At 25.2% G+C, this 21,461-nt stretch carries 18 protein-coding genes; 15 read left to right on the top strand and 3 right to left on the bottom strand.

Features of this window, described 5'->3' with window-relative positions:
- Nucleotides 1-41 precede the first annotated feature (41 nt).
- Both parE and parC read left to right on the top strand, forming a co-directional pair.
- Nucleotides 42-1,979 (top strand): DNA topoisomerase IV subunit B, encoded by a 1,938-nt coding sequence (gene parE / locus MYE_RS01775; RefSeq protein WP_042733290.1) that lies wholly within the window; start codon nucleotides 42-44, stop codon nucleotides 1,977-1,979.
- 8 nt (nucleotides 1,980-1,987) lie between these two features.
- Complete coding sequence (gene parC, locus MYE_RS01780) at nucleotides 1,988-4,657, top strand: DNA topoisomerase IV subunit A (RefSeq protein ID WP_042733291.1); 2,670 nt, start codon at nucleotides 1,988-1,990, stop codon at nucleotides 4,655-4,657.
- 154 nt (nucleotides 4,658-4,811) lie between these two features.
- Here parC and MYE_RS01785 read toward each other — a convergent pair whose 3' ends face one another.
- A complete protein-coding gene (locus tag MYE_RS01785) occupies nucleotides 4,812-6,092 on the bottom strand; it encodes an IS3 family transposase (protein WP_042733154.1) in 1,281 nt (426 codons plus the stop codon).
- A gap of 139 nt (nucleotides 6,093-6,231) precedes the next feature.
- Between MYE_RS01785 and MYE_RS01790 the strand changes: the two genes are divergently transcribed.
- The 4 genes from MYE_RS01790 (at nucleotide 6,232) to MYE_RS04360 (ending at nucleotide 11,325) form a co-directional block, all read left to right on the top strand.
- A complete protein-coding gene (locus tag MYE_RS01790; protein WP_052491397.1) occupies nucleotides 6,232-6,807 on the top strand; it encodes an Mbov_0400 family ICE element protein in 576 nt (191 codons plus the stop codon).
- Between the two features lie 163 nt (nucleotides 6,808-6,970).
- The gene (locus tag MYE_RS01795; protein WP_042733292.1) at nucleotides 6,971-8,329 is read left to right on the top strand and encodes a dihydrolipoyl dehydrogenase; all 1,359 of its coding nucleotides are present in this window, start codon (nucleotides 6,971-6,973) and stop codon (nucleotides 8,327-8,329) included.
- Between the two features lie 14 nt (nucleotides 8,330-8,343).
- Nucleotides 8,344-9,861 carry a BspA family leucine-rich repeat surface protein gene (locus MYE_RS01800; protein ID WP_052491398.1) on the top strand — a complete coding sequence of 506 codons (1,518 nt, stop codon included), beginning with the start codon at nucleotides 8,344-8,346 and terminating at the stop codon, nucleotides 9,859-9,861.
- A gap of 321 nt (nucleotides 9,862-10,182) precedes the next feature.
- Entirely contained in the window at nucleotides 10,183-11,325 is a 1,143-nt protein-coding gene (locus MYE_RS04360) for a BspA family leucine-rich repeat surface protein (protein ID WP_201771640.1), read from the top strand.
- 173 nt (nucleotides 11,326-11,498) lie between these two features.
- On the opposite strand, the gene MYE_RS04250 is transcribed toward MYE_RS04360, so the two are convergent.
- The gene (locus tag MYE_RS04250) at nucleotides 11,499-12,650 is read right to left on the bottom strand and encodes a BspA family leucine-rich repeat surface protein (protein ID WP_052491399.1); all 1,152 of its coding nucleotides are present in this window, start codon (nucleotides 12,648-12,650) and stop codon (nucleotides 11,499-11,501) included.
- A gap of 195 nt (nucleotides 12,651-12,845) precedes the next feature.
- Nucleotides 12,846-14,051 (bottom strand): Y-family DNA polymerase, encoded by a 1,206-nt coding sequence (locus tag MYE_RS01815; RefSeq protein WP_042733293.1) that lies wholly within the window; start codon nucleotides 14,049-14,051, stop codon nucleotides 12,846-12,848.
- A 208-nt stretch (nucleotides 14,052-14,259) separates the two neighbouring features.
- On the opposite strand from MYE_RS01815, the gene rny reads away from it, so the two are divergent.
- The 9 genes from rny (at nucleotide 14,260) to MYE_RS01860 (ending at nucleotide 21,393) form a co-directional block, all read left to right on the top strand.
- Nucleotides 14,260-15,786, top strand: coding sequence for a ribonuclease Y (gene rny, locus MYE_RS01820; RefSeq protein WP_082028302.1), 1,527 nt, complete (start codon nucleotides 14,260-14,262; stop codon nucleotides 15,784-15,786).
- Between the two features lie 118 nt (nucleotides 15,787-15,904).
- Nucleotides 15,905-17,248, top strand: a complete 1,344-nt coding sequence (gene ffh / locus MYE_RS01825) for a signal recognition particle protein (RefSeq protein ID WP_042733294.1) — start codon at nucleotides 15,905-15,907, stop codon at nucleotides 17,246-17,248.
- 3 nt (nucleotides 17,249-17,251) lie between these two features.
- Nucleotides 17,252-17,719: a 23S rRNA (pseudouridine(1915)-N(3))-methyltransferase RlmH gene (locus MYE_RS01830; protein ID WP_042733295.1), complete on the top strand. Its 468-nt coding sequence runs from the start codon at nucleotides 17,252-17,254 to the stop codon at nucleotides 17,717-17,719.
- Nucleotides 17,720-17,814: 95 nt separating this feature from the next.
- Nucleotides 17,815-18,087, top strand: coding sequence for a 30S ribosomal protein S16 (gene rpsP, locus MYE_RS01835; RefSeq protein ID WP_004426822.1), 273 nt, complete (start codon nucleotides 17,815-17,817; stop codon nucleotides 18,085-18,087).
- 28 nt (nucleotides 18,088-18,115) lie between these two features.
- Nucleotides 18,116-18,610 (top strand): ribosome maturation factor RimM, encoded by a 495-nt coding sequence (locus MYE_RS01840; protein ID WP_042733296.1) that lies wholly within the window; start codon nucleotides 18,116-18,118, stop codon nucleotides 18,608-18,610.
- A complete protein-coding gene (gene trmD / locus MYE_RS01845; RefSeq protein ID WP_042733297.1) occupies nucleotides 18,611-19,333 on the top strand; it encodes a tRNA (guanosine(37)-N1)-methyltransferase TrmD in 723 nt (240 codons plus the stop codon).
- Nucleotide 19,334: 1 nt separating this feature from the next.
- Nucleotides 19,335-19,718: a 50S ribosomal protein L19 gene (gene rplS, locus MYE_RS01850; RefSeq protein ID WP_004426816.1), complete on the top strand. Its 384-nt coding sequence runs from the start codon at nucleotides 19,335-19,337 to the stop codon at nucleotides 19,716-19,718.
- Nucleotides 19,719-19,819: 101 nt separating this feature from the next.
- Nucleotides 19,820-20,773, top strand: coding sequence for a ribosome biogenesis GTPase YlqF (gene ylqF / locus MYE_RS01855; protein WP_042733298.1), 954 nt, complete (start codon nucleotides 19,820-19,822; stop codon nucleotides 20,771-20,773).
- Entirely contained in the window at nucleotides 20,767-21,393 is a 627-nt protein-coding gene (locus MYE_RS01860) for a ribonuclease HII (protein WP_042733299.1), read from the top strand. Before ylqF ends, MYE_RS01860 begins: the two co-directional genes overlap by 7 nt.
- Nucleotides 21,394-21,461 lie beyond the last annotated feature (68 nt).

Below are 21,461 nucleotides of genomic sequence, written 5' to 3' on the forward strand. Positions count from 1 at the left end.
TATAATTAGATTATGTAAATACTTATAGAATGGAGTTTTTTATGGCAAAAACTACAAATTATGATGAATCAGCTATTCAAGTTTTAGAAGGATTAGAAGCAGTTAGAAAACGTCCAGGAATGTATATCGGATCAACTGATAGCAGAGGATTGCATCATTTAGTTTGAGAAATAGTTGATAACTCAATTGATGAAGCTTTAGCTGGATTTTGTGATGAAATTAATATTACAATTGAAAAAGATGGATCAATTACTGTTAAAGATAACGGAAGAGGTATTCCAACAGGAATGCATAAAACTGGTAAATCAACTCCTGAAGTAATTTTTTCAGTACTTCATGCTGGAGGTAAATTTGATACAGGCGCATACAAAACAAGTGGTGGATTACACGGAGTTGGATCAAGTGTAACTAATGCTTTATCTAAAAGATTTAAAGCTACAATTTATCGAGATAAAAAAATTCATGAAATCGAATTTAAAAACGGTGGTAAAGTATCAAAAGCTTTAACTGAAATTGGATCAACTTATAAAACTGGAACAACAATTAATTTTTTACCTGATGATACTATTTTTAGTACTACTAATTTTAGTTTTGCAACAATTAGTCAAAGAGTTAAAGAATCAGCATTATTAAACTCAGGATTAAAAATTACTTTAACTGATGAAATTAATCATAAATCAGTTGAATATAAATTCGAAAATGGATTAGAAGAATTTGTTAAAGAACTAGTTGATGATAGAAAAGTTGTAACTGATATTATTAATATAACTGCAGATTCTAGAAAAATTATTAGTGAAATTTGTTTACAATACACTGATGAAGATAATGAAATTATTTTAGGATTTGCAAATAACGTTAAAACTCCTGATGGAGGAAGTCATATTACAGGGTTTAAAACAGGATTAGTTAGAGCAATTAATGATTATGCTAGAAGTCAAAAATTATTAAAAGATAAATCTAAATTAGATTCAAATGATCTAAGAGAAGGATTGGTTGCTGTTGTAACAGTTAAAATTCCTGAAGAATTAATTGAATATGAAGGTCAAACTAAATCAAAATTAGGAACACCTGATGCTAAACCTGCAGTTGAAAATGCTGTTTATGAATTTATGAGTTATTGATTAATTGAAAATAAAATTGCTGCTCAAAAAATTATTGAAAACGCTTTAATTAATCAAAAAGCTAGAGAAGAAGCTAGAAAAGCACGTCAGGCAATTAAAAACGTTAAAGGTAAGAAAAATGTTACTAGAATGATGTTAGGTAAACTAACTCCAGCTCAAGGAAGAAAAAAAGAAAATAATGAGTTATTTTTAGTCGAAGGAGATTCAGCTGGTGGTAGTGCTAAATCAGGTCGTGATAGAATGTTTCAAGCCATTCTTCCTTTAAGAGGTAAAATTATCAACTCTGAAAAAGCTAAACTTGTAGATTTATTAAAAAATGAAGAAATTCAAACAATTATTAATGCAATTGGAGCTGGAGTTGGAAAAGATTTTGATATTAAAGATTCAAATTATGGAAAAATAATTATCATGACTGATGCTGATACTGATGGAGCTCACATTCAAACATTATTATTAACTTTCTTTTTCAGACATATGAAAGATTTAATTATTGAAAAGAAAGTATATATCGCTTTACCTCCTTTATATAAATTAACTTTTACTGATAAAAGTTTTATCTATTTATGAGATGAAGATGAGTTAAAAGAATTTAGTAAAAACTCTAATAAAAAATATGAAATTCAACGTTATAAAGGACTTGGAGAAATGAATGCTGATCAATTGTGACAAACAACAATGAATCCAGATAAAAGAAAAATTATTCAAGTAACTATTGAAGATGGTTTATTAGCTGAAAAAATGTTTAAAACATTAATGGGTGATGATGTTGAAAAACGTAAAGATTGAATCAATGAAAATGTTAAGTTTACTTTAGAAGATGATCAAATTAATTTAAATGATAAAGATATAGAATTGTAGGAGAAAATATGAGCCAAAACAATAAAGGTATAATTTCATATCCATTAGAACAAGTTTTAGGTGATAGATTTGGACGTTATGCTAAATATATTATTCAAGAACGTGCCTTACCTGATGTAAGAGATGGATTAAAACCAGTTCAACGTCGTATTTTATTTGCAATGAACGAATTAAACCTAACATTTGATAAACCTTATAAAAAATCAGCTAGAGTTGTTGGAGAAGTTATTGGTAAGTATCACCCTCACGGAGATTCATCTATTTATGAAGCAATGGTGAGAATGAGTCAAGATTGAAAATTAAATAATTGTTTAGTTGATATGCAAGGAAATAACGGATCAATTGATGGAGATAGTGCTGCTGCGATGCGTTATACCGAAGCAAGATTAGCAAAAATTTCAAATCTGTTACTTGAAGATTTAGATAAAGAAACTGTTTTAATGGCTCCTAACTTTGATGATAGTGAAACTGAACCTACAGTATTGCCTGGTTATTTTCCAAACATTTTAGTTAATGGAGCAACTGGAATTGCAGCTGGATATGCTACTAATATGCCGCCTCATAATTTAGGTGAAATTATTGATGCAACAATCAAAATTATTAAAAACGAAAATACTAGATTAGATACTATTTTAGATATAGTTAAAGGTCCTGATTTTCCAACTGGTGGAGTTATTCAAAATAAAGAAGGTATCAAAGATGCTTTTTTAACTGGTAAAGGAAAAGTTATTATTAGTAGTAAATGACACCAAGAAAATAATGATATTGTTATCGATGAAATACCTTATGAAGTTGTTAAACAAGATCTAGTTAGAAAAATAGGAGATGTAATTGATTCAAATTCTGGATTAGGTATTAAAGAAGTTAGAGATGAAACTGATAGAAAAGGTTTAAGAATAGTAATTCAATTAAATGAAAAAGCTAATCTTGAAACTGTAAGAAAATACTTATTTAAAAATACTCCACTATCAGTTAGTTATAACTACAACAATATTGTAATTGTTGACAAACAACCTAAACAATTAGGGTTAATTGAGATTATTAAAGCTTATATAACTCATTACAAACAAGTATTTATTAGAAGAACACAATTTAATTTAAATAAAGCTAATAATAGGTTAGAAATAGTTAATGGATTAATTAAAGCTTTATCAATTTTAGATCAAATTATAGAATTAATTAGAAAATCAGAAAATAGAAATCAAGCAATTGAAAATTTAATTAATAAATTTAAATTCACTAAAAATCAAGCAACAGCTATTGTTGATATGAGATTATATAGATTAACTTCAACTGATGTTGAAAAACTAAATCAAGAAAAAAATACTTTAAGTATAACTATTAGTCATTTACAAGATATTTTAAATAATAAAGAAGTTTTAGATCAAGAAATTATTAATAGATTAAAAGAAGTTAAAAAAACTTTTGCAGTTGATAGAAAATCTCAAGTTAGTGAATTAGTTGAAAATCTAGATGTTAATCAAAAAGAAGTTTTAGTTGAAAAAGAATTTAATCTATGAGTATCTAAAGATGGATATATTAAAGCTGTTGATAATAATGTTTTAGCTAAAAATGATTTTGATACTTTTGAAAAAAAACCAAATGATATGTGAATATCAACAGGAGTTGTTTCTAATTTAGAACATTTAATTTTAGTTTCAGATAAAGCAAATTATTATTCAATTCCTTTATATAAAATAAGTATGAGTAAATGAAAAGATATGGGTGTTCATATCAATACAGTTGCGACAATGAGTGGTAGTGAAACTATTATTAATGCATTTGTAGTTAAAGATTTTGATAATACAACTCAACAAATTATGATAGTTTCAAAAAAAGGTTTAATTAAAAGAACTCCAATTGTTGATTTAAAAACTAAAACTTTTAATAGATCATTTAAGATTATGAAATTAAGTGATGATGATCAATTAGTAAGTGCTGATTTAGTAACTTCAAAAACAAGATATTGTGCAATTATTACTAAAAATGCTTATGCTGTTAGATACAACATTGAAGATATTCCAGTTCAATTAACTAGTTCAAAAGGTGTTAAAGCAGCTAATTTAAAAGATGATAGTATTGTTAGTGCAATTAGTTTAGATGCTAAAAATGATATTATTTGTTTTACAGATAAAAATACTTATAAAAAAATTGATCAAAATCAAATTCCAATTTATATAAGACCTAAACGTGGAGTTAAGATTTTATTAGAAAAAAAACGTAATAAAGAAAGTATTTTATTTAGTTATGCAATTAATGATGATTCAATCATTCAAATCTTAGATAATCAAGATCAAATTACTGATATAAATTCAAATTCTATTAAAAGAGTTTCAATTGATTCATCATCAACAACTAGTGAAATAAATGATATTGAATTTGTAAGTGTTAAACAATTAATTAGAGCAACAGCTTATGATAATCCGGCTATATCAAATAGTGATGAACAAAATTATACTTCTAAAGCTGAAAAACAACTAAAACAAAATAAAGTAAGTTCTAAAATATTTGTATCAAAAGAAATTAAACAAAAAGCAACAGATAAAGCTAATCAAATAAAAGGAACCGATCTAAGTTCTTATTTAGATGATATTAGTTCAGTTTTATCTAATTTAAATTCAGATAAAATTAAAAAACAATTAGATTTTGATGATCTATTTGAAGAAGATGACGAATAATAAAAATATATTGCATTCGTTAATTTGGTTTGATATTATTAAATTAATTAAGTTATTACTTAATTGTTGATTGGGAAGAAGGTCAACTGGACCCGGGCGGACATTGCGTGAAACCCGAAATAAATAGACCACACAAGAAACCGGGACAAAATTATTAGACTAAATAGTTATGTTTATTATACACACCTCATAGTTCTTGAGGTGTTTTTCATTTGAATTTTTTTAATATTCTTTCATTGTTATATCACTCAATGAAATTTTTAATACATTCTTTTAGTTCACTAAAAGTCATTTCTTTTACTTTCTTTTCAAAGTTATAAAACATTTCTGATTTTAAAATTGAAAAGAAATATTCAGCTTCTCTATTGTCTAGAGAGTTACCTATTCTTGACATTGACACCACTCCACCTCGTTGCTTTATATACTCAAGATATTCATTCGATGAATATGTTACACCATGGTCTGTGTGAATAATAAAGTTTTTAGGAAATTTTGTTTTTCTAATGTGAGTCATAATTAAATTAGTGTCATTATATATGGATAAATTATAACTAACAATTTTCTTTGTTTTGTGATGAATTACGATAGATAAATAAACATGTCTTCCTTCTACATCTATTGGAGCAGGAATGTAACTAACATCACTTGCATAAATATCGTTTTGTAGTCCATTATAATCTCTATTAGCAATATTTGGATAATACACGTTAGTATTTTTTGATTCACGCTTTTTCTTGCACGTTGTTCTTACGTGACAGAAAAGACCTAATTTATTCATTGCTCTTCCTAGTGTTCTAGGGTTAATAATAATGCCATATGTCTTGAAAATATATGCTGATAGCCTTTCTCTACCATATCTTCCGTTTTGTTTTGCAAAAGCTTCTCTAATTATTTCTGCGTGTTCTATAACAGCTTCTTTCTTATCTTTTGATTGTTTCTTGATTTTGTAGTAAAAAGTTGATTTAGGTATTCCAAGAATTTTCATTATTTCCTTGTTAGAAATATTTTCTCCAAATTTTTTCTTAATTTTTTCTATCAGTTCATCTAGATTGTCAACCTTATTTTTCTTTAAAATATCTTCTTTAAAAAGGTCTGTTATTAACCATTCTAAAACTTCGCGATCAATCTCTTTAATCACTTCGTTTCTTTGTTTATCATATTCTTCTTTGTTCTTTCTAGGTCTACCTGATCCTTTACCTTTTTTAGGTGCTTTTCCTGTTTGTGATTCTTTTAGTTCCATACCTAAATTATAATCTTTATATTTTCTAGATAAATATCAGAAGGCTTCTTCTGAAAGTAAATAATTTTCAGAATTTCTAATTTTGCTATAAATATAACAAAATTCTTTTTTAGTAATATTTTGAGATAAATATTCTTTGTAGTGCTTAAATACTTCTAACCACTCACTTACACTTAGTTGCTTTCCTCTTTTCATAAATACTCCTTTTTTGAAAAAAAATAGACCCCCTAGGGGGTCTATCCCTTAGGGAGTCTAATAACTTTGTCCTACTCTCCAACCTCAAAGGTTGTGTTTTTTTATTTTTTCCTAAAACATATTGAAGGGATTTAAAAATATGAAGGGAAAAATATATAAGTTTAAAAATAAAAATAATAAATTACCAATCGCTAGAGATAAATTTTCAAATGAAATAACTACAAAAAGCAATAAATTACATCGTCCGGTTGTTGTGTTTTATTCGGATGAAAAAGTTTATTATGTTACAGTAAAAACTTTAACAAAAATTAATCTATCGTCAGTTAAAAATGATGAAGGTAATAATGTTATTATTTATGAAAATAACATTTACAATAAAAAAGTTCACCCTCAAGCAATAGGAAATGTAATCAATTGTTCTGCTATTAACATAATGAAAAGCAAAATGTTTTTAGAATTATTTCAATTAGATAACAAAAAAAATAATTTTCAAATATCGTTTGATATTTATCATCAAATTATGACTAAGCTTTATGAAAATAAAGATAATCTAATTTATCATGAAGTACAGTGCTTTGACTTTAAAAATAATAAAACTATATGAATAACAGATATTTTTGAAGCAAATAAAGATCGAGAGCAAATGAAAATATGATTAAAAAATACCAAAACAAAAGTTGAGACAATATTATTAAAATATAAAAATTCGAAATAGAACATTTATTAGTGAGTATAAATATGTGTAGCTTTTAAAATCACGTTAATCAAATCAAGCTTTATTTTTTGATAAAAGATATTATTTACTAAAAATTTTAGTGAAAAATTCTAAGTTCTAATTTTATTTATATTAAGATATTAAAAAACAAAAAAGGAGTATTATGCAAAAATTTGATGTAGTTATTTTAGGTGCTGGTCCTGGTGGTAATGGATTAGCAAACATTTTAGGTGCTAATAAATTAAAAGTAGCTTTAATAGAAGCTGAAGATCTTGGTGGAGGTTGTATAAACAAAGGTTGTGTTCCAACTAAAACATTAATTAAATCCGCTAGAGTTTATGAATTAGTTAAAAATAGTCAAAATTATGGAGTTTTTTCTGATAATGTTAGATATGATTTTTTACAAATGCAACAAAAAAGAATCGATAATAAAAACTATTTTAACAAAAATATGGAAAATAATTTAAATAGCAATGGTGTAACTCTATTTAAAGGTTATGGTGAAGTTTTAGATCAAAATACTATTAAAATAAATGATCAAATCATTAGTTTTGATAAACTGGTTTTAGCAACTGGTTCTAGATCTAAAACAATTAATTTAAAAGGTTTAGAACAAGCTAAAAAAGATGGTTATTTAATCGATTCAAATCAAGCTTTAACTTTAAAAGATGTACCTAAATCATTAGTTATTATCGGAGATGGACCTATTGGTTTAGAATTTAGTTATTTATATAATACTTTAAATACAGAAATAACTATTTTAACTAATACTAATTTTCTATCAAAATTCGATATCGATATTCAACAAAGCGTTAAACAATACTTTAAAGAAAAGAATATAAAAGTTATAGATAACGTAAATATTAGCGAAATTAAAGATAATAAAGTTTATTACAATGACACTTTTATTCAAGCAGAAAAAATACTTTTAGCAGTAGGAAGAACTGCTAATAATGAATCATTTAAAAATATCGATATTAAAAAAGATCAAAACGGATTTGTTATAGTAGATGAAAATATGAAAACTAATTTTGATAATATTTATGCAATTGGAGATATTACAGGATTAAGATTACTTTCTTCAGTAGCTTATAAAACAGCTGATATTGTAGCAAAAGATATTTTAAATTTTAAAAAGTCAGAAAAATTAGATCTAAATTTAGTTCCTTGAACAATTTATTTAAATCCCGAAATCGCTGGAATCGGTTTAACAGAACAAGAATTAATAGAAAAGGATACTCCTTTTGAAATAGTTATTATCAATTCACAATATCTTCCTAAGGCTCATGCTGAAGGTACTGTTAAAGATTATTCTTTTATTAAATTTTTAATTTCAACAACAACTAATCAAATTTTAGGATGTTTTATGATGATCGATCAAGCTAATATTTTAATTAATCATATAGCTTTATTTATGCAACAAAAACTAACTTTTGATACATTACAAAAATCAATTTACACTCATCCTACATTAAGTGAAGCCTTTTATTACACTTCAAGAAGTAAAGGATTAAAAAAATAGAAAGTAGAATATTTGTGAAAAAATTATTATCAATTATATTAACTAAAAAAGCACTAGCAGTTATTGCTGCTTTAACTTTATCTACAACTGCTATAACTACTATTGCAGTTGTTGCTAGTAAAATACATAATACTGAAGTTAAACAATTAAAATTACAAGATCATTTTGATGTTGATTTATACATTCAAGATCATAAAGATTTAAATGAACAAAAAGTTTTAAATGAATTTGTTAATCAAGATTTTAATAGTAAAAAAATTAAAGAACTAGGGTTAAAAGTTAGTGATTTTAAAGTTTTTAAAAATGAAAAAGAAAATGTAAAAAATAATTGAACTGTTCAATTAAAATCTAATAAATATAAAGTTTTAGATAATCTTAAATTAGATATCATAGATAGAAAAACATATGAAGCTTTACAACAAAAAGTTAACAAAATTTTTAAAGATCAAGAAGATGGGTTTGGAACTTTTCACACTCAACAAGAGGTATTAGATCAATTATTAGTTTATTTAGAAGATGAAAAAATATCTGGATTAAAAACATTAAGATTAACTGATTCAATTAATGCTGAGAAAAATTTAATAAAAGGTAATAAAAATAATATTTTAAACTTTAAATTTTACAATCAAAATTTCGAATTGAAACTAAATCAAGTTTTAGAAGATGAAGTTGAAACAAAATATGATAAAGATGATCAAAATAAGGTAACGCAAATCGGATATAAAGTAGATAAATCTAAATCTTCAAGCGGTTTAGTTATACTAACAATAACAGATCAAAATAAACAAATAAAAGAAGTTCCTAAGCATTTACCACTTGAAGTAACTTCACTAAAAAATGCATTTGCAGATCTACAATCTAGTTCTATAATTAACTTAGATATATGAAATACTTCAAATATTAAGAGCTTTTTCTCTACTTTTTCAAGAACTAAAAATTTTGATCAAAATCTAAATAATTGAGATACTTCTAATGTTGTTAATATGTCATCTATGTTTGCTGAAGCTAAAAGTTTTAATCAATCACTTAGAAATTGAAATACTTCAAAAGTTACTGATATGAATAATATGTTTTATGATGCATATGAATTTAACGGAGATATTTCAAATTGAGATACTAAAAATGTAAAAAATATGCAAGGAATGTTTTCTGGAGCTAAATCATTTGATAAGGACTTAAATTTTTGAAAAACAAAAGAAGTGACTGATATGGGTCAAATGTTTTGAGGAGCAAGTGCTTTTAATGGTAACATTTCAACCTGAAATACCGAAAATGTAACTGATATGAATCAAATGTTTGCTGATGCTGAAAAGTTTAACCAAGACATATCTAGTTGAAACACTTCAAACGTAACTAATATGTATGGAATGTTTTCTGGAGCACAAAGCTTTAGATACAGTTTAAAAAGATGAAATGTTCAAAAAGTTAAAGATGTTAAATCATTCAGAGGTAGAGGAGCAACTAATAGTTTCTTTACTAAAGATACATTACCAAATTTTAAATCTGATCTTTTAAAAGATATTGATAAATAGGATAATTGAACAAATATTATTAAGCTCCAAGTTTTAACCATAATATTTGAAATTATTGTAAAAATATATTATCATTCAAATGTAAAGAAGGTGTCCCACTACCTATATCCCAAAGGTGGACCTTTAAAGTGTAAACAACTCTTTCAAGAGTTGTTTTTTTATGTCAAAATATCAACTTAGAATTTAAAAAAGTAGTTCAATTCTATACTCTAAAATGCTAGAATTAGTTTGGAACAATTCGATTAATAAATACAATTATATTAGTATAATAGAATAATTACCAAGATCACATATACCAAAAATTCGAGAGGAACCAATAACATGAAAAAATTAATTTCAATATTATCTATACTAACATTATCATCAACAGCAACTTTTGGTGTTGTATCTTGTAAAACGACTCAAAACCAAGATAATTTAGAAACAACTCTTAAGAAACAATTAAAAGCAATTGAAAGAGAAATTGAATTCAATGAAAATCTATTAGGTGAAATCGACGCTGAAATCAATCAAAACAACCCTTCTTTAAATAATGTTTTATTAATGACATCTATTTCTGATTTAGATGAACTAGACAAACAAATTTCAAATGTTAAAAAAGAACTGAAGGAAAAAGAGGCTAAACTTAAAAATATTAAAAATGAAATTAATGAAAAAATTTCTAAAGCAAAAGAAACTTTTATTAAATACGTAAACAAAGTTTGAGACGAAAGAATTGGTGGAGATGTTTTAGATAGTTCAAGTCATCAAGACGTCTTTAATATATTTAAAGAAAAAGGGAAACAATATGCTTTTTTTGAAGGCTTAAATTTAATATCTGATAAAAATGAAGAAATGTCTTTAACTGTTACATATAAAAATGATATTAATTTTGAACAAAAACTAAAATTTAACAAGATTTGACCTAAACATCAAAAAGCTGAGTATAAAACAGAAGAAGAGAAAACAACTTATACTAAAATCGGATATTTTACAAATGATAAAGGTGAAATTCAAATAGAGGAATTTTTATACGATACTATAAAGGTTCCTGATCATTTACCTAAATTCATTACCAATTTATCTCATGCATTTAGAAATAATGGTAATCACAAAATTGAAGGATTGGAAAATTGAGATGCTTCAAATGTAACTGATATGAGTGGAATGTTTAGAAATTGTAGAAACTTTAACCAAAATATATCAACAAAAGAAATTACAAGATCAGATAATACTAAGTATAAAGCTTGAAATACATCAAATGTAATTAATATGAGAGATATGTTTTCTGATGCTTTTGTATTTAACCAAAAGATTTCTAATTGAGACACTTCTAATGTTACTGATATGAGTTATATGTTCTGAGCTGCGAATAAGTTTAATCAAAACATTTCTAATTGAGATGTATCAAATGTTGAATATTTTAAAGATTTTTCAACTGCCGCTAGTTCTGATTGAAAAGATGAACATAAACCTAAGTTTTAAAAATATTTATTATAAAAGAATAAACACAACTTCAAATAAAGGTTGTGTTTTTATTAATAAATTAAATATCTAACTAAAAATAAATTTGATAAATACAAAAAAAGGACTGCTCGTCCTTTTTTAATTCTTATTATTTTTATTGAAAATAAAGTGTGAAATTATTTATATATTGATTAGTCTATTTCATTTCTTTGTGGTGGTATATTAAATTTAGGTTGATGATCTTTTGATCATTGTTGGTTTGAACTAAATCCGGCTCAATTTCTCACTTTTTTAACATTTCAGTTAGATATATTTTGATTAAAGGATTTAGCTTGATTAAACATATAACCCATATCAGTTACTTTTGCTGTATTTCATCTATCTAAAGGTTGGTTGAAATCTGTTGTTTCAGCAAACATATCTGCCATATCTATAACTTTTGAAACATCTCAAGCAGTGTATTTTGAACCATCTGCTTTTTGTATTTCTTTAGTATTAATGTTTTGATTAAAAACTAATGCTTCTTTAAATACACTTCTCATTTCAGTTACATTTGAGGTGTTTCAATTTCCTATATTTTGATTGAATAGTCTAGCATCAGCAAACATCTGACTCATGTTGACTAGGTTTTTAGTATCTCATGAACTTATATCAATATTAAATTTTCATGCATTTCCAAACATACCACTCATATCTCTTACATTAGAAACATCTCATTTAGATATATCTTGATTAAACTCATGAGCTTGTTTAAACATTCAATTCATATCAATTACTTTTGAAGTATCTCAATTTTCTATTCCTTGAATAGCTTTATTTTTATTTTGGAAAAATGCTTGTGATAGATCTGTAATAAATCAAGGTAACTTATCAGGAACTACTTTTGTTTCTTTATTAAAACCTTCTATAGCTCATCGACCTTTGTCATTTAAAAAGTATCCTATTTCTTCACAAATAGTAGGATCTTTTTCGTTGTAAACAGCATTTTTAACATAACCTAAGTTTAGGTCTAACCCATTATCGATTTCGTTTTCTACTGGTATAAATTTAACTTCAACCTCACTTTGAATTTCTGGATAATTCAAATAAACTTTAGCTCCAAAGGTTGATATATCTAAATCAATTTTTGATAAAACTTTATCTGATATATTCGGATTGAATCATTTTATTCTTTCTTTTAGAATTTCTTTTGATATTGTTTCATTGTGTATTACTCCCAGATCGGTTTCAACTATTAATTTTGATAGATTTTTTTCTTCTTTAATCTCAGTTTTACACCCAACAACCGAACTAGTTGTAGCAACCATTGCAATTGCTGTAAAAATTGATAATAATTTCTTCATAATAAACTCCACACTTTACTTAAAATTGATTTAAAAAGATATTGCACTTTTTGCAATGCAATTTCATTCTATTTTTTTTTTTTTTTAAAATCAAGACTAGAATTTTAAATAAAAAGTGCTAGGTTTTTATATTTAAAATAAAAATAATAACTAGATAAAAAAGAACCGTAAAAAAACTAAATTAAAAACTAGATACTATCTAGTTTTTTTAACATCTTTTGCTTTTTTAATAATATTTTTATTAAACTTTTTATTTATATCAAAAATTAAATCTTCTATTAATAAAGATTGTTCAACTTGTTTATTATCAATATTTTGATCTTTATCAATAGTTAATTGAACTCAGTTTTGATTATTACTAATTAGTTTACTAACTCCAACTCCTATTAAAATTACAGCTTTATTATCATCAATCAAATCATAAAAACAAGTTAATGCATTATTATAAATTAACTGAGAATCATTTATATATTTATTTAAAGTAATTTGTTTATGTCTTGTAATATATTGTTTAGATGAAGTTTTATATTTTAGTTTAATTTCAACAGTTTTACAAAATAAGTTATTTTCAATTAATTTATTTGATACTTGTTTAGATAAATTTAAAATAATATTTTCTATTTCATCATATTGATAAATTGCACTTAATAATGTTGTTTCTTTTGAAATAGATTTATATTCGCTAGATAAATAATCAACATAATCACTAGATAATCCATTAGCTTGTTTTTTTAAAATTAAACCTTTATTGTGTAGTAAATAATAAATATCTTGATCACTAGTATTTGCTAGATCACCAATTGTTTTAATATTAGTATTTTCTAATAACTTAACTGTTGAAGGACCAACACCATACATATCTTTAATATCTATATTTCAAATATTAGTTTTAAAATTATCTATTGTAGTTAAACTAATACCAAAAGGTTTATTTAAACTTGTCGACATTTTAGCAACAAATTTATTAAATCCTATACCAATTGAACAACTTATATCAAATTCATCTAAAATATCTTGTTGAATTTTTTTAGCTAATTTAATTACATCAGTTTTTACAACAAGATCAGTTACATCTAAATAAGCTTCATCAATTGAAGCAACTTCTATTTTATGAGTAACATTATTTTTAAGATAGGTTCATATTTGATTAGAAATATTATTAATATAGTTCATATCAGGTTTAACACTAATGATTTTAGGATATAGTTTTTTAGCTTCAAACAAAGCCATTCCTGCTTTTATATGATATTTTCTTGCTTGATAACTTGCTGTTGTAATAATTGATTTGTCATTATTATTTGATATTACAATAGCTTTATTTTTATAAATAGGATATTTAACCTGCATACAACTTGCAAAAAAAGCGTCCATATCTATATGAAAAATAGTTTTTAAACTCATATTAATCACCTATGTTAATTTAATTTTAATACTAGTTCATAATCGCGTGAGCAACAGCGAGCACTTTTTTAATATTATAAATAATAACATTGCTAACACTGTCATATTTATATTCTTCTCACACTCTATTATCTTTTTAATAATGTTATAATTAATTAAGTATAAAGAACATTCCTATTTTCGTAAGAAGAAAGGACTAGATATTAAAATGGATATTTGAGAAATATATCTGATTATTACCGCAGGTACAGCATTAGTTATATTACTAACACAAGCTGCTATTATTTGATATCTAATATGATCTAAAACTAGAAAAAAAATCATTGCAGAACGTATAAAAGAAGCTAAACTAGAAAGAAAGAAAATTGTTGCAGAAGGTTATAAAGATATAAATGATGCAAAAAGAATTTTTGAAAAAGAAGTTGAAATTCAAAAAGCAGAACTGCAAGAACTTAAAAATAATTTAAATATACAACAATCTAACATAGAAGCAGATAAAAAATTAAACGAAGCTAAAGCTCAAAGATTAGAATTAAGATTATCAGATCTTGATAAAAGAAAACAACAATTAGACAACAGAGAAGATGAAATCATTTCAAGTTTAGAAGAAATTTCAAATTTCACTAAATCTCAAGCAAAAGAATTATTAATTAAAAAAATAGAGTTAAGAAATCAAAAAGATTTATTAGCTATTTTAAAAAATGCAGAAACTGAAGCTTATAGTAAATCAAAAATGTTAGCTGCTAATATTATTGTTTCAGCTATGGAAAGAATTAAAGTTGATGTAGCTAATCAAAAAACTTCTAATATTATAAAACTTCCAAATGATGATATGAAAGGTCGTATCATTGGAAAAGATGGAAGAAATATGAAAACATTTGAACAAGTTGGTGGAGTTGATATTGTTATTGATGAAACACCTAATACAATTACTGTTTCATGTTTCAATCCTATAAGAAGAGAAATTGCTACAAGAGCATTAGAAACTTTAATTAATGATGGAAGAATTCAACCAGTTAAAATTGAACAAGAACTAAAAAAACAAGAACAAGAAGTGAACCAAATTATTGAAGAATATGGAATTAAAGTCATTGAAGAATTAGATATTAATGATCTTGATTTTGAATTAGTTAAATTACTTGGTAAATTACACTTTAGAACAAGTTATGGTCAAAATGTTTTAACTCACTCAATTGAAGTTGCTAAATTAAGTGGATCAATTGCTGCTGAGTTAGGGTTGGATGTTAAAAAAGCAGTTAGAGCTGGTTTATTACACGATATTGGTAAAGCAGTTGATTTTGAAAACGAAGGTAGCCACGTTGTTTTAGGAGCAGAAATAGCTAGAAAATATGGTGAAGATGAAATTATAGTTAATGCTATTGAATCTCATCACGAAGATGTTGAAAAAACAAATGAAATTTCAGCAATAGTTGCAATAGCAGATTCAATTTCAGCATCACGTCCTGGTGCTAGAAATAATGGTATTGGTGAATTTATACTAAGAATGCATGAGATTGAAAAAATAGGTAATCAAATTCCAGGTGTTGCTAAAACTTATGCTTTACAATCAGGTCGACAAATAAGATTGATAGTTGATCCTGTTGTTGTTTCAGATTTAGAATTAAACCAAGTATTGCATCAAATGAGCGAAGCAATTAAAAAACATGTAATTGTACCTGGTGAAATTACAATTACAGTCATAAGAGAAAGAAAAGAAGTTCAAGTATTAAAATAACTTCTTTTTTTATTCTAAAAATTAAAATTAGAATTATAAAATATTGTTAGTAATTTAGTAGGAATGAATTTTACTAACTTTTGATATAATAATTAAGATTGAAAAAGGAGAAATAAACATGGGATTTGGTGATTTTTTATCAAAAAGAATGCAAAAAAGCATTGAAAAAAATATGAAAAAATCAACTTTAACTGAAGAAAATATTAAAGATACTTTAAAAGAAATAAGATTAGCTTTATTAGAAGCTGACGTTAATGTTGAAGCAGTAAAAGAAATTATTAGTAAAGTAAAAGAAAAAGCTTTAGGTGATTATATTCAAGATGGAGCAAATGCTCATCAACAAATGGTAAAAATTGTTCATAGTGAATTAGTTGAAATTCTTGGAAAAATAAATTCTCCTTTAGAACTTTCTAAAAAACCTACTGTAATTATGATGGCAGGATTGCAAGGTAGTGGTAAAACTACTTCAACTTGTAAATTAGCTTATTATTTAACTAAAAAACAAAAGAAAAAAGTTTTAATGGTTGGGTTAGATATTTATAGACCAGGAGCTATTGAACAATTAGTACAACTAGGTGAAAAAAATAATATTGATGTATTTGAAAAACAAAAACAAGATCCAACAATCACAGCAAAACAAGCATTAGAATATGCACAAGAAAATAATTATGATGTTGTTATTTTAGATACAGCAGGTAGATTACAAATCGATCAAGTTTTAATGGATGAATTAGATAATTTACGTAAAATAACTTCACCAAGTGAAATTTTATTAGTAGTTGATGGAATGGTTGGACAAGAAATCATTAACGTTACAAATGAATTTAATAAACAATTAAAATTATCTGGAGTAATTGTTACTAAATTAGATGGTGATGCTAGAGGGGGAGCTACTCTATCAATTACATATATGACTAAACTTCCAATTAAATTTATCGGAGAAGGTGAAGGAGTTAGTTCACTAAATGCATTCTATCCAAAAAGAATGGCTGATAGATTAATGGGTATGGGAGATATTGAAACACTGTTTGAAAAAGCTGTTGAAAATATCGATGAACGTTCAATGCAAAAAACAATGACACGTATGTTTATGGGTCAATTTGATTTAGAAGATCTAAGAAATCAATTAGCTCAAGTTGGTAGAATGGGTAGTTTAAGTAAATTAATGAAAATGCTTCCAACAAATAAAATAAGTGAATCTCAAATTGAAGACGCACAAAGGAAATTAGCTGTTTTTTCAGTTTTAATGGATTCAATGACTTTAAAAGAAAGACGTGATCCTAGAGTTTTAAAAGCAATTAGCCGTAAAAATAGAATCATTAAAGGATCAGGTAGAACTGAAAAAGAATTTAATGAGCTAATCAATTCATTTGAAAAAGGTAAAAAACAAGTTATGGAAATGACTAAAATGTTAAAAAGCGGAAGAATGCCAAACTTTAATAAAGGTGGATTTAAATTCTAATTTATGAAAATTAAAATAATTTGTTTTGGAAAATTAGATAAAAAGTTTTTTATTCAAGCATTCGATGACTATTTATCTAGAGTTAATAAATTTTGTGATTTAGAAGTTATTGAGCTTAAAGAAGAATTTAATGGAGAATTAAATAAAGTAAAAGAAATTAATTCTCAACTGTTAATAAATAAAATTAATAATTACAAAGATTATGAAAAAATTATTTTAGATGTTAATTCTAAATTAGTTTCATCTGAAGAATTAGCTTTAAAAATACAAAATAATAAAGACTTTAAATCAGGTAAATTACTTTTTGTTATAGGACCTAGTGATGGATATACTGATCAATTTAAATCTATGTTTAATAATAAGATTTCTTTAGCAAAAATCACTTTACCTCATCAATTATTTAGAGTAGTTTTAATAGAACAAATATATCGATCATTTAAAATTATTAATAATGAAAAATATCATAAATAAAAATTTGTAGGTGTTAAGTAAAAATACTTGACACCTTTTATTTATATTGATATGATAATTAAGGTCTAAAATAAATAAATTATAGGAGGAAGAAAATGGTTAAATTAAGACTAAAAAGAATCGGTAAAAAACAAGCACCATTCTACAGAATAGTTGCTGCAGATTCACGTGTTAATCGTAATGGTAAATATATTGAATTAGTTGGTACATTCAACCCATTAAACAACGAAGTTAAAATTGATAAAGAATTAACTTTAAAATGATTACAAAATGGAGCTCAACCAACTGATACAGTTAGAACTTTATTATCACAACAAGGTATCTTAAAAGCTTTACATGAAGCTAAACAAGCAAACAAAGCTAAATAATTTAAATTAAACATATAAGGAGTATTTGATGAATGACAAATTAATTGAGTTTGGTACTATAGTAAATACATTCGGTATCAAAGGGTTTGTAAAAATTGTTATAGATTCAGATATTACTATTGATGATATTAAAAAAATTAATGTCATATTCGTTAAAATTCAAAATACTTTTCAAGTTTTAAGAGTTGAAAATATAGAACAAGTTCAAAATAAAAACTTTTTACTTGTTAAGTTCTTAAATTTAGACAATATAAATCAAGTTGTAAAATTTAAAAATATCAGAGCTTATTGTTCAAATGAAGATAACAACATTTTGAAAGTAAAAAGCTTAATCGGTTTTGAATTTAAAAGTTTAAAAACAAATGGAATTGTAATTGATTATATGAGTAATTCAGCTCAAGAGCTTGTTAAAATAAAATCTGATGATAAACAGTTTTGAGTTCCTATTGTTGATGTTTATATAGATTCAATAGACTGAGAAAACGAAGTTATCATAGCTAAAGACATTGAAGGTTTAAAATAGATGAAGTTTACAATTATTACATTATTCCCACAAATGATTAAATCTTATATATCTGAATCAATTATTAAAAAAGCAATCCAAAAAAATGCAATTGAAGTTGAAATTTTAGATATTAGAGATTTTACTAATCTAAGTCATAACCAAGTTGATGATTATCAATACGGTGGTGGAAAAGGAATGGTTTTAATGCCTCAGCCAGTTGTTAGTGCAATTGAATCAGTTAAAACTGATGATTCAATAGTAATATTAACAACTCCACAAGGAAAAACTTGAAATCAAAATCTATCAAAACAATACGCAAATAACTATAAACATATAATTATAGTTTGTGGTCATTATGAAGGTTTTGATGAAAGAATTTTAGATTATGTTGATGTTGAAATTTCAATTGGAGATTATGTTTTAACAGGAGGAGAATTACCTGCATTAATTATGCTTGATTCAATTTCAAGAATTTTACCTAATGTAATTGCAACTGAATCTCATCAAAATGAAAGTTTTGAAAACAATTTATTAGATCATCCTGTTTATACTAAACCTTATGATTTTAGAGGAAAAAAAGTTCCAGATGTTCTATTAAGTGGTCATCATGCAAATATTTCAAAATGAAGAGATGAACAACAAATAATTAATACTTTTAAAAAAAGACCAGATTTAATTGATGAATCAAAATTAAATAAAATTCAATTAGAACTATATAAAAAAATGAAAGGAGAACAATAATATGAGTTCAAAAGCTACAAAAACTATGAAATCAAAATATGATATTGTAAACAACCAATTACGTAATGACTTACCAGATTTTACATCAGGAGATACTATTAGAGTTGATGTAAAAATTAAAGAAGGAGATAAATTCCGTATTCAATCATTTGAAGGTTTAGTAATTAAAACTCAAGGATCAGGAATTACTTATTCAGTTGTTGTTAGAAAAATGTCAAACGGTGTATTTGTTGAAAGAACTTTCCCACTACACTCACCAATTATTGATTCAGTAACTTTAATTAAACGTGGACGTGTACGTAGAGCAAGAATTTACTACATTAGAAAACTTTCAGGTAAATCTGCAAGAATTAAAGAAATTATGCCAACTAAAGAAAAAAAATAATACTAAATTAATTTCATCACAATTAGTATCAGCTACATTGTGATGTTTTTTATATTTTATATTAGTATAATTTATATTAGATATTAGAAAGATGTGAGTTTATGAGTGCTGAGTTTAACTGATTTCCTGGTCATATGAACAAAACATTAAAAGAAATCGAAGATAAAATAAAAATAGTTGATGTTGTTGTTGAAGTAATTGATGCCAGAGCTCCTTACTCATCACAAAATTTAACTTTTAAAAAACTTTTAAAGAATAAACCTATAATTTATGTTTTTTCAAAAGCAGATCTAGCTGATCCAACTGTAACTGATGAATGAGTTAAATATTATTCTAAAAAAGATAAAGTTAAAGTGATAGTTTTAAATAACAATAGAAAATTAGATGTTGTTAATGAATTAATTAACGCAATTAATCAAGCTACTGAAGCTAAACGTGAAAAAGATAAGAAAAATGGAATAAAAAATTCTTTAATTAACGCTTTAGTTATAGGTATTCCTAATGTTGGAAAATCTACTTTTATTAATAGAGTTATTAAAGGTAAAAACGTTAAAGTTGGTAATAAACCAGGAATTACTAGAGGTATTCAAGTTATTCATTTAAACCAGTTTATCAACCTTTTAGACACTCCAGGAGTTTTACCTTCTAAATTAGAATCTGAAACTGTTGCTACAAATATTTGTGCTATTAATTCCGTTAAAGATAATGTCTTTCCAAAAGAACGTGTTGCTGCACGTTTAATGAGATATATTTTTAATCACTATGAAGGTTATATTGAAAAATACTATAAAATTAGTACTAATCTTCAAAGACCTGTTGAAACAGTTTATACATACAAAATATTTGAAAAAATAGGAAAAGAAAGACGCTGATATATAACTGATAATATGTTAGATATGCAAAGAATTCTTTCATTATTTTTAAAAGATGTTTCACTAGGAAGAATAGGTAAAATTTCTCTTGAAAGAGTGTTAGATGTTGTTCCTGAAGAAATTGAAAAAGCTGTTAGTTATAAAAAAGAAGAAGAAGTTGATGATATTAGTGCATTATGATAGATAGAAAACAATTTGATGATAATTTAAAACAAGAACATAAAGTTAAAATAATTTCTGGAAGTGATGAAGTTGGACGAGGTTGTATTGCTGGTCCTTTAGTTGTAGCTAGTGTTATTTTAAAAGATGATTATTTTAATGCTAAAATTAAAGATTCAAAATTACTATCTCAAAAACTAAGAGAACAATTATTTGATGAAATTATTCAAAATTGTTTATGCTATGAAATTGAAATTATCTCAGCAAATCAAGTTGATCAATTAAATCCATTACAAGCTAGTTTATTAGGATTTAAAAATTCTGTTAAAAGATTAAAAATAAAACCAGAAATAGCTTTAATTGATGGAAATAAAAATATTGATTTAAAAGACTATAATTCAATTTGTATAGTTAAAGGTGATGATAAAAGTTTTTCTATTAGTTGTGCTAGTATTTTAGCTAAAGTTACACGTGATAGAATTTTAGATGAGTTATCTTTAAAATATCCTATGTATGGTTTTGAAAAACATAAAGGTTATGGAACTAAATTGCATTTACAAGCACTACAACAATATGGAGTTATTGACAATGTTCATAGAAAAAGTTACAAACCCGTTATCAAAGTTTTAAATAATTGTAATTAAACGCCAAATGGCGTTTTTATTATTGATATTAATTTATCTAAACTGATTTATAATAAAATAATTAAAAG

The organism is Mycoplasma yeatsii GM274B (assembly GCF_000875755.1).
In the GTDB taxonomy this organism is placed as follows: domain Bacteria; phylum Bacillota_I; class Bacilli_A; order Mycoplasmatales; family Mycoplasmataceae; genus Mycoplasma; species Mycoplasma yeatsii.